This window comes from Mariniflexile sp. (assembly GCF_041583155.1).
In the GTDB taxonomy this organism is placed as follows: Bacteria; Bacteroidota; Bacteroidia; order Flavobacteriales; family Flavobacteriaceae; genus Mariniflexile.
The window spans coordinates 52,851-66,017 of record NZ_JBFHGK010000011.1; the positions used below are offsets into that span (position 1 = coordinate 52,851).

General features: G+C 31.2%; 10 protein-coding genes and 1 tRNA gene. All 11 read left to right on the plus strand.

What is annotated here, in order from left to right; translation table 11 throughout:
* Positions 1 to 321 precede the first annotated feature (321 nt).
* The 11 genes from bshB1 (at position 322) to ABYI63_RS06055 (ending at position 12,999) form a co-directional block, all read left to right on the plus strand.
* Positions 322 to 1,038, plus strand: coding sequence for a bacillithiol biosynthesis deacetylase BshB1 (bshB1, locus tag ABYI63_RS06005; protein ID WP_372754476.1), 717 nt, complete (start codon positions 322 to 324; stop codon positions 1,036 to 1,038).
* Positions 1,039 to 1,153: 115 nt separating this feature from the next.
* Positions 1,154 to 1,229: transfer RNA gene (locus tag ABYI63_RS06010), tRNA-His, on the plus strand.
* A 162-nt stretch (positions 1,230 to 1,391) separates the two neighbouring features.
* Positions 1,392 to 3,980 (plus strand): glycoside hydrolase family 2 protein, encoded by a 2,589-nt coding sequence (locus ABYI63_RS06015; protein WP_372754478.1) that lies wholly within the window; start codon positions 1,392 to 1,394, stop codon positions 3,978 to 3,980.
* Positions 3,981 to 4,149: 169 nt separating this feature from the next.
* Positions 4,150 to 4,563, plus strand: a complete 414-nt coding sequence (locus ABYI63_RS06020) for a response regulator (protein WP_372754532.1) — start codon at positions 4,150 to 4,152, stop codon at positions 4,561 to 4,563.
* Entirely contained in the window at positions 4,563 to 5,102 is a 540-nt protein-coding gene (locus tag ABYI63_RS06025; RefSeq protein WP_372754480.1) for a heme NO-binding domain-containing protein, read from the plus strand. The genes ABYI63_RS06020 and ABYI63_RS06025 overlap by 1 nt, the downstream gene beginning before the upstream one ends.
* The gene (locus ABYI63_RS06030; protein WP_372754482.1) at positions 5,102 to 7,078 is read left to right on the plus strand and encodes a PAS domain S-box protein; all 1,977 of its coding nucleotides are present in this window, start codon (positions 5,102 to 5,104) and stop codon (positions 7,076 to 7,078) included. Before ABYI63_RS06025 ends, ABYI63_RS06030 begins: the two co-directional genes overlap by 1 nt.
* A 1-nt stretch (position 7,079) precedes the next feature.
* Positions 7,080 to 8,213: an FIST signal transduction protein gene (locus ABYI63_RS06035; RefSeq protein ID WP_372754484.1), complete on the plus strand. Its 1,134-nt coding sequence runs from the start codon at positions 7,080 to 7,082 to the stop codon at positions 8,211 to 8,213.
* Positions 8,213 to 9,277 carry an ATP-binding protein gene (locus ABYI63_RS06040; protein WP_372754486.1) on the plus strand — a complete coding sequence of 355 codons (1,065 nt, stop codon included), beginning with the start codon at positions 8,213 to 8,215 and terminating at the stop codon, positions 9,275 to 9,277. The genes ABYI63_RS06035 and ABYI63_RS06040 overlap by 1 nt, the downstream gene beginning before the upstream one ends.
* Entirely contained in the window at positions 9,264 to 9,581 is a 318-nt protein-coding gene (locus tag ABYI63_RS06045; protein ID WP_372754488.1) for an Hpt domain-containing protein, read from the plus strand. Before ABYI63_RS06040 ends, ABYI63_RS06045 begins: the two co-directional genes overlap by 14 nt.
* A gap of 9 nt (positions 9,582 to 9,590) precedes the next feature.
* A complete protein-coding gene (locus ABYI63_RS06050) occupies positions 9,591 to 10,304 on the plus strand; it encodes a LytR/AlgR family response regulator transcription factor (protein ID WP_372754490.1) in 714 nt (237 codons plus the stop codon).
* Between the two features lie 109 nt (positions 10,305 to 10,413).
* A complete protein-coding gene (locus tag ABYI63_RS06055; protein WP_372754492.1) occupies positions 10,414 to 12,999 on the plus strand; it encodes a T9SS type A sorting domain-containing protein in 2,586 nt (861 codons plus the stop codon).
* Positions 13,000 to 13,167: the final 168 nt, after the last annotated feature.

A 13,167-nucleotide genomic window follows, 5' to 3' on the forward strand; every position in this document is an offset into this window, starting at 1 on the left:
CTACAGTTAGTTTTTGTAAATTTGTACACTTATTTGAAACGTGTTGATTTTTTTGTTTGTTATAAATTTATTACAATTAAACGGCTTAAATTATGACAAAAGTCATGCGAATAAAAAACAAGCATTTTTAAATTATATTCAGTTTTTTTGATAAAAATTTGATTATAATACTGTTAAAAGTTGGATATGATTTTTAATAATTAGATTTCTATTAAATTATTGAGAATTGTATTTAATTTAGTCTTGAAACATTGAAAATTAATGATATTAGTGCTCTTAATAGTTATTAAAAGTGCTATTTAAATAATTTAATAAGAACATATGAAATTAGATATACTTGCCATAGGAGCGCATCCTGATGATGTTGAATTAGGTTGTGGAGCTACTTTGGCTAAAGAAATTGCCAATGGTAAAAAAGTTGGTATTATAGATTTAACTGCTGGTGAATTGGGAACCCGTGGTACCGCAGAAACAAGAGCATCGGAAGCGGCAGAAGCAGCAAGCATTTTAGGAGTATTAGTAAGAGAAAATTTAAAATTTGCTGATGGTTTTTTTGTAAATGATAAAACGCATCAATTAGAAATTATTAAAGTTATTAGGAAATACCAACCCGATATTGTTATTTGTAATGCCATTGACGACAGGCATATAGACCATGGAAAAGGTAGTAAATTAGTTAGCGATTCCTGTTTTTTAAGTGGTTTAATAAAAATAGAAACAGAATTAAATGGACAAAAACAGACAGCTTATCGTCCAAAACTAGTCTACCATTATATTCAATGGAAAATTTTAGAGCCAGACTTTGTAGTTGATGTTTCAGATTATTTAGATGTAAAAATGAAAGCAGTTTTAGCATATAAAACGCAGTTTTATGACGCAAATAGTAAAGAACCAGAAACCCCTATTTCTAGCAAAAATTTTACCGATAGTATTGCGTATCGTGCTAGAGATTTAGGACGTTTAATAGGTGTGGAGTATGCAGAGGGTTTTAATGTAGAGCGGTACGTAGCGGTAAATAGTTTGTCTGATTTAATTTAGTTTTCAGTTAGTTATATTTTATTTGAAAAAAATAACTAAAAATTTTCAAAAAAGTCTTTGTAGATACGATTGAAATCAATTACATTTGCACTCGCATTAATAATGCCTGCTACATGGTGGTTGTAGCTCAGTTGGTTAGAGCATTGGTTTGTGGTACCAAGGGTCGCCGGTTCGAGCCCGGTCTTCCACCCAAAAAGTAAAAGCCTTTCAAATTATTGAAAGGCTTTTTTTGTGGATTTAAGTTTGTTATAACCCGAAAATCTAAAAAAATAAACATAGTAACATTTCCTTTTTGGCTGCTAATTTTTATTATTTTTCATAAGAATTCGCTTTTTTAATACATTAATCAAATCATGTTTGATAATAAAAATACCTATTTAAAACTCATTGTTTTAATATTATGCTTTTCTTCTTGTAAGAGCCCGTTCAATTACGTTTCTAAGCAAATTGATTCAAATTGGCAATTTAAATCTGTAGAAGACACATTGTGGCTCAAAGCTAATGTGCCAGGATCTGTTCATACCGATTTAATTGCCAATGGTATTATTGAAGATCCGTTTTACAGGTTGAACGAAAAAAAACAGCAATGGATAGATAAAAAGGATTGGGTATATGCTACAAATTTTAATATTAAAGACAGGGTTTTAAAAAAAGATAATATTGAATTAGAGTTTAAAGGCTTAGATACCTACGCCAATATTTATATTAATGATTCTTTGATTTTGATAACGGAAAACATGTTTAGGGGTTATAATCTAAAAGTCAAGCCTTTATTAAAATCAGGTAGTAATAGCTTGAAAATTGTTTTGAATTCTCCTATTCGTTTAGGTTTGGATAAACGTGATGCTTTAGGTTATAAATTACCAAATGCAGTAAACGATCAATCCGAAAATGGCGGATTAGGTGAGAAGCAAGTGGCTGTTTTTAGTAGAAAGGCAGGTTATCATTTTGGCTGGGATTGGGGACCAAGGTTGGTGTCTAGTGGAATTTGGCAAGACATTGAACTAAATGCTTGGAATAAAGCTGCTTTTTCAGATGTTTATGTTAAACAAACTGAGATTAGCAATAATAGGGCGCATTTGATAGCCATTTTGGAGATAGAAGCTACTCACGATTTTAAAGCTTTAATAAATATCAAAATTGATTCTGTAAATTCTGTAAAACATAAATTGGATTTAAAAAAAGGTAGTAACAAAATAGAAATTCCAATAAAAATTGAGAACCCAGAGTTTTGGTGGACAAATGGATTGGGCAATCAAAAATTGTATCAATTTACTTTTGAATTAAAAAAAGGAGCAAAGATTCTTGCTTTAAATTCCAAAAATATTGGTTTGAAAACCCTTGAGTTGGTTCAAGAAAAGGATAGTGTTGGAGAAAGTTTCTATTTTAAATTAAATGGGTTTCCAGTTTTTATGAAGGGTGCCAATTACATTCCACAAGACGTATTTTTAAATAGGGTTACTATTGCTGATTATGAGCAGATTGTAAAAGATATGGTGGATGCCAACTTTAATATGATAAGAGTTTGGGGAGGCGGAATTTATGAAAAGGAAATTTTTTATGATTTATGTGATAAAAACGGCATTTTAGTTTGGCAGGATTTTATGTTTTCATGTGCCATGTATCCCGGAGACGAAGCGTTTTTAGAAAACGTTAAACAAGAGGCCGTATATAATATTAAAAGATTGCGAAATCATACTAGTTTAGCCCTTTGGTGCGGCAATAACGAGAATTTAGTAGGTTGGAAAAATTGGGGTTGGATAAATGATCTGTATAATAACCAAGGTCCGGAAATTGTAGCTAAAGTTTGGAAAGCTTATACAGATGTATTTCATGAAATTTTACCAGATATAGTTAAAGAGTTAGATGCAGATACGTTTTATTGGGCTTCATCACCAATGTCTAAATTAGGGGAAGATGCCACTTTAACATCGGGCGATTATCATTATTGGAGAGTTTGGGGGCAAAAGGAAGCTTTTTCAACCTTTAACGAATACATTCCAAGATTTATGTCTGAATACGGGTTCCAATCTTTTCCAGAATTTGAATCGGTTAAAAAATATACTATTGAATCGGATTGGGATATTTATTCTGAGGTTATGCAATCGCATCAGCGATCCATTATTGGGAATATAAATATTGAATATTATATGGATTCCATGTACCGTAAACCAAAAGATTTTCAGTCATTTTTATACGTAAGTCAGTTATTACAGGCCAAAGGCATGCAAACAGCTATTGAAGCCCACCGAAGAAATATGCCTTATTGTATGGGGTCTTTGTATTGGCAAATTAATGATTGTTGGCCCGTAGCATCTTGGTCTACCATCGATTATTTTGGAAACTGGAAAGCCTCACATTTTAAAGTGAAGGAATTTTATAAAGCAATTAAATCCATGTTTTATGTAAGTAAAAACCAGTTGGAACTTCATATTGTTTCAGATGAATTGGCAGACCGAAAAGCTAATTTAAAATTGAAATTATTGAATTTTAACGGTGAATTATTAAACTCATTCGAAAAGGAAATAGATATAAAATTAAATTCAAGTACGGTTTATTTTAGTACAGAATGGGATAAAATTATTCCCAAAAACAAAAGATCAAACGCCTTAATCGTCTCTGAATTAATTGGTGAAAATAATGAGGTTATTGATGAAAATATTTATCTTTTCGAAACCGAAAAACTGTTAGAATTAACAAAACCAACCTTCAAGTACAGTATTTCAAAAGAAGAAGAAGGCAGGTTTATTATCGAGCTATCTTCTAATGTGTTTGCCAAAGATGTTCGGATAAGTACGTCTGTTCATGGCAAGTTTTCTAATAATTATTTTAATATGTTACCCTTCAAAAAATATCGAATTTATTTTGATTTGGAAGGGAATAAATATGAAAACAACATTCTGGAAACTATAGAAATCATGTCGCTTTTTGATTCTTACTAAATCGTTGTAAACTTATACTTTCAACTTGGTTTAAGCGTGAAATAATTAAAAAAACCATTAAACTACACTTATCTACCATTCATCTACACTAAGTACCTTGTTGGCGATTGTGAATCAAAATGAGTATAAAGTATAACTATTTTTGTGATTCACTTAAAATTAGGGTATGATGACAAACGTTTTGAAAATATTGCTTATAGAGGATGATATGATTGAAATTATGAAATTAAATAGAGCAGTTTCATCTCTTAAACTCAATCATAAAATTGTAGAAGCTAATAATGGTGAAGAAGCCCTAAAAATTTTAGAAAAAAAAGATGATTTACCTGACATAATTTTATTAGATTTAAATATGCCAAAAATTAATGGTATCGAATTTTTAACTATTCTTAAAAAGGATGAAGTTTTAAGATACATACCAACCATCATTTTAACAACATCTAGTAATCAAAAGGATTTATTAGAATGTTATAAAATAGGAATTGCTGGTTACGTATTAAAACCATTAAAATATGAAGACTATGTTTCAAAAATTGAAACACTTTTGGCATATTGGAGTATAAACGAATTAAAAAAAATATAATGAAAGGTATAGTTTTTACTGAATTTTTGGATTTAGTTGAAGATAAATTTGGGTTAGAAATGGTTGACAAAATCATTAATGAATCCAATTTAGAATCGGAAGGTATTTATACGTCTGTTGGCACTTATAAATTTTCAGAAATGCTTCAGCTACTTCAACATCTTAGTGAAAACACAAATATATCAATAGATGAACTTTTATTAGTTTACGCTGAACATTTTTTTAATGTTTTAGAAACTAGCTATCCAGGGCTATTTGCAACCTATAACGACCCGATAGAGATGCTTGCTTCCATAGAAAATCATATACACGTAGAAGTTAGAAAAATTTACCCAGATGCCGAATTGCCAACTTTTGAAGTCGTTGAAAAAAGTGAAAATTCACTTACCTTAATTTACAAGTCAAGTAGAGCAATGCATCATTTTGGTTTGGGTTTAATGAATAAAACTTTCGAGCATTTCAATACAGAGGCAACCATTTTGTTAGAAAAGTTAAAATCGGATGGTACTACAGTGAAGTTTATCATTAATAAAAAGTAATGGGTCAGAGTAAAATTGCTATTTTAGAACGTGCACTTGCACGTGAAAAGGCTGCAAGAAAACAAGCAGAATCTATTCTAGAGAAAAAAGCAGCCGAATTATATGAAACAAATCAAAAACTCGAAAAGTCCTATTCTGAATTAGAAACCTTACTTACCCAAAAAGACTCTCAGTTACAAGGGGTTTTTGAAAATATTGTAGATGCTTATTTAATAATGGATTTGTTTGGCAACATTTTAAAAATGAATGATGCTGCCTTAAATCTGTTAGGTTTTAAGGATGATAAGGTGGATTATAACCTTTTGAAAATGGTAAGCCCTAAAGATATGGATCGCGTTACAAATTCTTTTAAAGGCTTGTTAAAAGAAGGGACATTAACCGATTTTGAAATAAAAATAACTACAAATTTAAATTTAGAGAAATTAGTTCATATAAATGCGAGTATTATTTATGATAATGGTATTGCTGTGGCAGCACAAGGCATTATAAGAGATATTACAAAAGATAAAGAAGCAGAGGAAAAACTAATAGAGTCGGAAAACAGGTTAGCCACATTAATTCTTAATTTAGATAGTGGCGTAGTACTTGAAGACGAAAACAGAAAAATAATACTTACCAATAAAAAATTTACCGACCTCTTTAATATTGAAGCTTCACCAATAGAATTAATAGGGATGGACTGTAAAGCGGCTGCAGAACAAAACAGTGTGTTATTTAAAGATCCTGATCATTTTTTAGAAAGAATGCGGGAAATAGATAGTTTAAAGCAAACAGTAATTGGTGATGAGTTAGAAATGGTTAATGGTAAAATATTAGAACGAAACTACCTTCCAATCGTACAAGGAGATCATTCTAAGGGGTATTTATGGACCTTTAAGGATGTAACACTTAATAGAACGTATAGAAAGCGTTTGGAGGTGGAAAAACAGAAATATTACAACATTATTTCTAATATGAATTTAGGTTTGGTGGAAGTTGATCTTAGTGACAGAATTTTGATGGTTAATCAAAGTTTTGTGAATATGACGGGGTATTCAGAAGAAGAACTTATAGGCATAAAAGGAAAAGATTTACTGCCTATAATTGAAGATCAACCGATTATTAATAAAAAAGTAAAAGACCGTAAAAAAGGTAAAACAGAGTTATACGAATTACGAATTAAAAATAAACAGGGGGAAGTTAGACATTGGCTAGTAAGTGGTGCTCCGAATTACGATTTAAATGGCGAAATTAAGGGGTCAATAGGTATAAATTTTGATATAACTGAAATTAAAAATCTGCAACTTCAAAAGGAAAATTTATTAAAAAAGTTAGAAAAAAGTAATAATGAATTACATGAATATGCCCATGTTGTTTCCCACGATTTAAAGTCTCCTTTACGCAGTATTAATGCCTTGGTAAGTTGGTTGAAAGCTGACAATAAAGATAAATTGGACGAGTCGAGTCTTCAAAATTTTGCCCTTATTGAATCGACTTTAGAGAAGATGGAACAACTTATTACCGATGTTTTAGAATATTCTAGTATAGGAGCAGGAGAAACAAGTAAAAAGGAAGTAAATATTAATGACATGGTAATGGATTTATTAAAAATTCTATATGTTCCCAGTCATGTGCATATAAATATTTTAAGTACACTGCCAACAATTAATGGTAATAAAATTAAACTGCAACAATTGTTTCAGAATCTTATAAGTAATGCCATTAAGTTTATAGATAAGGAAGTTGGAATTATTGACATCAATGTTGAAGAATTAGCAACTCATTATCAGTTTTCAATTAAAGATAATGGTATAGGAATTGAAGAGAAATTTCATGAAAAAATATTTAAAATATTTCATGCACTTAACAAAAGCAAAGATTCCACGGGAATTGGTTTATCTATAGTTAAAAAGATTATAGAATTACACAATGGTGAGATTTGGTTAGAAAGCGAACCCAATGTAGGGACCACCTTTTATTTCACGATAAAAAAATAATATGAAAATTGTACAATTAACAAAAAGTAATACGCAAGATTGGAAATATTTAAGCGAAAAAATAAAGCTTATTAAACCGTTAGTACTAGTATTCGGAAACAGATATTTGTTAGATAACGAAACCATTTATGCTGAAATTAAAGCATTATTTCCAGACGGCGAGATTGTTTTTGGTTCCTCTTGTGCAGATATTACAGCAAATTCTGTAAATGAAAATGCCATAACCATTACAGCTATAGAATTTGAAAAAACTTCTTTTATCGTTAAAACGAGCAATGTTTTAAATGTTGATTTTGATAGCTTTAAAACAGGACATGATTTAATAAATCAGTTTCCAAAAGAAGGGCTTAAATATGCTTTTGTAGTATCAGAAGGTAGTTTTATAAATGGTAGTGCCTTAACTAAAGGTATGAATCAGGCAACCGAAAATAACTTATTAATTACGGGAGCTTTGTGCGGAGACTCCGATAGGTTTGAGAAAACGATTGCTTCATATAATGAAAACCCAAAACCAGGTGAAATTGTAGCTATTGGCTTTTATGGAGACTCTTTAGAAGTTTCATTTTCTATTTATGGTGGATGGACGCCTTTTGGGCCGGAGCGTATGGTTACCAAATCGGAAGGAAATATTCTGTATGAATTAGATAATTTACCTGCCTTGGATATTTACAAAAAATATCTAGGAGAAAAATCTAAGGAATTGCCAAGTGCCGCTTTGCTATACCCCTTAAATGTAAAAACCTCAAGTGATAAACAGTCTATCGTAAGAACCATTATTAATATTGACGAAGCTAAAAATGCCATGATTTTAGCAGGAGACATTCCAGAAAACTCAAAAGTACAACTCATGATGACCAATGTGGATAATATAGCAAATGCTTCGGAAAGGGCAGCAAAACAAGCGTTGGATTTACGTGAAAAGAAACCTGAGTTAGCCATGTTAGTAAGCTGTATTGGAAGAAAGTTAGTTTTAGATCAACGCGTAGAAGAAGAAATTGAGGAAGTTACACAGGTTATTGGAGATGACATTGCTGTTACAGGGTTTTACTCCTATGGAGAAATAGCACCGTTTCATGGCGAGGTGTCTTGCCAACTACATAATCAAACCATGACGGTAACATTACTAAGCGAATAATGAATTCATTATTAAAAAGACAATTAAGAAAATATTTAAAACAAGAGTCTATTACTCCTGGGCTTGAATTGTTTATAGATTCCGTAAATAAATCTTATAATAATTATGACGAACATTTTGCCATGTTGCAGCGTGCAATGAGTATTAGTTCAGAAGAATTATTCACCGCCAATAAAAAACTACAAAAAGAAGCAAAAGAACAACAAGAACTTATTGATGTTTTAAAAAGTGTAATTAATACATTAAAAGTTTATGATTTGTCTGAAAATGATAATGCCGATAATTCAGAATTAAGTGGATTAAATTTGGTTAATTATTTAGATAGTCAAACAAAAGATATCATTGAAATTAATGCGCAACGAGAAAAGGTTTTACAAAAACTTGCAGAGCAAAACCAGGAGTTAAGTGATTATGCACATATGGTTTCACACGATTTAAAATCACCACTACGGAGTATTGATGCCCTTACTGCTTGGTTGAAGGAAGATTACAAAGATAAACTAGGAACTGCTGGAAATGAAAGTCTTGATTTAATACGTAACAACGTAGAAAAAATGGATAATTTAATTAGTGGCATTTTGGATTATACAACCATAAGCAAGAACAAAATTGAGTTATACGAGGTAGATACTGATAAATTAGTAGATAGTATCTTAGAAAGTATCTTCATTCCAGATACCGTTTCAATTAAAAAAACATCAAAATTACCTATAGTTAAAGGTGGAAAATACAGATTGCAGCAATTATTTCAAAATATTATAGATAATGCCATAAAATACAATGATAAAGCTAGTGGGCTTATAGAAATTGGTTGCGAAGATGAAAGCGATTTTTGGAAATTCTACATAAAGGATAATGGCAAGGGTATAGATGCTGCTTACTTTGAAAAAATTTTTGAAACCTTTGGAAAACTAGAGAACGATCCGCAATCCACCGGAATAGGTTTATCAATAGTTAAAAAGATTGTTGATATTTATGGTGGTCGCATTTGGTTAGAATCGCAATTGGGTATCGGTACTACCTTTTATTTCACATTAAAAAAAGAAACTCATGGAACAACCTAATTTATCTTATATAAATCAATTATCAGGAGATGATAATGTATTCAAGCAAAAATTGATAGATGTTATAAAAAAGGAATTTCCGGAAGAGAAACAGGTGTATTTTGATAACTATAAATGTAAAAATTTTAAATTAGCAGCGGAAAATGTACACAAACTTAAACATAAAATTAGTATTTTAGGACTCGAAAAGAGTTATGAAGTGGCTGTAAACTACGAAGAAAATTTATTAGAAAACAATACAGCAGGTAAAGAAGAATTTGAGAATATACTTCAAACCATGACGGACTTTATAACTACCTTATAATGTTAATTTATGAATTGTATTATTATTGATGATGAGGCCACAGCCAGAGCTATAATTACTCAATTGTGCTCAAATATAAAAAGCCTTAATATTTTAGAGGAATTTCCTAATGCAATTCAAGCGATTAAATTTTTAAATCAGCATGAAGTTGATTTAATTTTTTTAGATATCCATATGCCAGATTTTACAGGATTTGATTTTATACAAACCTTAAAAAATCCACCTAAAATTATTTTAACAACATCCGACGCCAAATTTGCAATTGAGGCTTTTGAGTACGATTGTATTGTAGATTATTTGGTGAAACCTATTTTGTTACCACGTTTTGAAAAAGCTATAATTAAAGCTGAAAAAACAGAAGTTGGTAGAACCTTAGAACCTGCTGTTGATGATAAAGATGTGTCTTCTTCAGGAAACGATTTATATGTGAATATAGACAGAAGGCTTATAAAAATTGATATCCCAAGTATTTATATGGTGGAAGCCAAGGGCGATTATATTTTAATTAAAACGGAAACTAAAAATTACACTGTTCATTCTACCTTAAAAAAAATTGAAGATAAATTACCAGATAGTTTGTTTTTAAAAGTTCACAGATCGTACATAATCAACACCAAAAAAATAATTGACATTGAAGATAATAGTGTTTTAATTAAAAATGATGTGATTCCTGTAAGTCGTTCAAATCGACCAGAATTAATGAATCGTTTAAATTTGCTATAATAGCTTAACCCTATCAACTTTCCATTCGTCTACACATATTTTTCATCCACCGAAAATTAATATTTAACACCTTTTATAACGATAGCTTTGTGGTATAAATTATTATATCATGAATAAAACATTACTTGTATTTTTCCTTTTTTACCTAACAATTCAAGCCCAAGACGTACCTTTTAATTGCGATTACAGCGCTTACTTATTTCAATACAATGATGTTTATTCCATCGATTTAGCTTCAGGAAATTCATACGCTGTAGCTAGCAATATTACCGAAGGAAATATTAATGCCACAGCATACAATCCAGCAGATGGTTATATATGGGGTTCGCTAAGTACACCAAGTAAAACGATTGTTCGCATAGGTAAGAACTTTAAAACTACCACTTTTTATATTGATGAATTGCCCGATTCAAACCGCTATGTAGGCGATGTTAATTCCAAAGGCATCTATTATTTAAAGGGAGGTGGAACAACGTATTATACAGTCAATTTAAACCCAGATTCTAATAATTACGGAAGGTATATTGAAACCCTAAATTTACAGCAAAGCATAAATATTCATGATTGGGCATTTAATGCCGTAGATAGTAAACTATACGCCGTAGAGAAAAAAACGAATATATTATTTAGAATTGAGGCGGAAACGGGACGAATGGAAAATTTGGGAGAAGTACCGGTACTTTCAGGTTTAAATTACACTTATGGTGCTGTATATTTTGATGCTTCAGGTCGTTTTTATGTGTCATCAAACCAAACAGGAACTATTTATGTTATTAAGAATGTTCAGGATTTAAATGGGTCGGTACCTATGGAATCGAGTTTGTTTGCTTATGGTCCATCAAGTTCTCAAAATGATGGTGCTCGTTGCCCAACAGCCCCAGTACCTCAAGAAATTTGTGATAATGGTATTGATGATGACGGTGATGGTTTAATTGATTGTGAAGACCCATCTTGTTCTGAATATTCTGGTTGTGCTGTGCTACAAGTGTCTCGTTCGTCAAGTGCTAATGCTGGAGGTTTGGAAAGTAATAACCGACTATCAGAACAAATAAGTAAACGTAACTTCAACAGAACCAAGAGCAATTATAATTTTGATAAAAGTACAGCAAAACGCTTTACTAAAACATCTAAATATGGTAAATCTGCTTCAAGCAAAGTGGCATTACAGCTATCTGATTTTGTACCTATGGACGTTATTAAGGAAGATGCAGTAGTGGAATCGTCACCAAGTGATTTAGTTGATATTACTAATGCAAGCAATGTATATTCTGTAGATTATATTAGAAACAATGAAGCAATCGCCTCTGTGCTAGTACTAGAAACCAACAAGGGTGTTTACGAGCATACAAAATATATTTGTGATCGTTTATTAGGAGCTGAATTAATTGCTGTGTCAACCATCGAAATTAGAGAACAACAATTTATAAAAGCCTTAATTAGAAATATAGATGGTTCGTTGGAGTTTGTTTTAAGTCTATCTGCTAAAACAGTAAATAATGATTCAAATTTTGAAATTGAAAGTCATTGGAATCTCGATAAATACACTAATAACGTTGGGTTTTATAATTTCCAAATCTGGTCTAGTTCTTTAGATGATTTAGTAAATCTTGGTGAAGAGTTATTACGACTTTTAGATGTTCAGAAGCCGATTTCAAATTATAGTAATTCAACACCGCCTACTGTATTTGTTAGAAAAGGAGCGTACCATAATGGTATTCTAGATTTACAAATTGTTAATACCAATAGGAGTGAGTTTGTAACTTTTGATGGCGGCTTAAGAAGCACTGAAACCGATGTTGTTGAATATGTATCTACTACCATTGCCTTAAATGGCGCTTACATTTCAGAAGTAGAAGTAGAAGCAGGTAATTTATTTGATATAGGGTTTAGAATTGGAGATGGAATTCAAACACCAGATGATTTATTCATGTCCGATGGTCCTTGGGGATATGATGATGCTGCTCCAACCACACTAGTAACCAATTATAGTGTTGAAGTTAATGAAAACTCATTTGAAACTACCGATTATCCAATAGAACGTAATATCTATTTAAAAGCAATAACTAGTGAATATATTGCTGCTTACCGAGCTTTAACTCCTAAGTTTAATCCAATAGATTTATCGGCTTTCAACAGCTTACAATTAGAAGCAAAAGGAACAGGAACTCTAATTGTAAGGTTGGTAAAAGCAAGTGTTAATAGTTGGGAAACGCAATATAAAACAACGATTGACTTAACGAAAAATCTAACTAACTATAGTTTACTTTTTTCGGAATTTGAATCCATTAATGGCCAGGCTATGGATGTTACAGATGTTACCTCAATTGTATTTACAATGCTTGCCGAAAACGGAGAAGAAGTTACCAAAGAGATGACCTTGAAGCAATTACGATTTTCAAACAGTAAATCATTATCAGTTGATAATGTGAATGATACTGCAGGTTTAGAAGCAGTGGCAATTCCTAATCCTATGTCAAGTCAAACAAGTATCCACTTTAACTCGGGCACAACCGATACTGTAGAGTTATTAATTTATAACCAATTGGGACATTTAGTAAAACAAATACCATTTACTGCTGCAAAAGGAAATAATTACATCTCCTTAAAAAGAGGAACACTTAGTTCAGGATTGTATATCTGTAATATTAAAAGCAACCAAGCTACCTACAATACAATAAAACTACTCGTAGATTAATTAATAGCAAATTGCTCTTCGTAGTAAGGCAAAAGACGAAAGTTTTTTGCCTTTTTTATTTTTATTTGTGGTATATTTCGTCTTAAATATAAGTGGCTTTTTATACGATTTATTCTTATTCTTTAGCTGTAAGTTATTTATAGAAACCTATGAACAAAGAAATTCAAA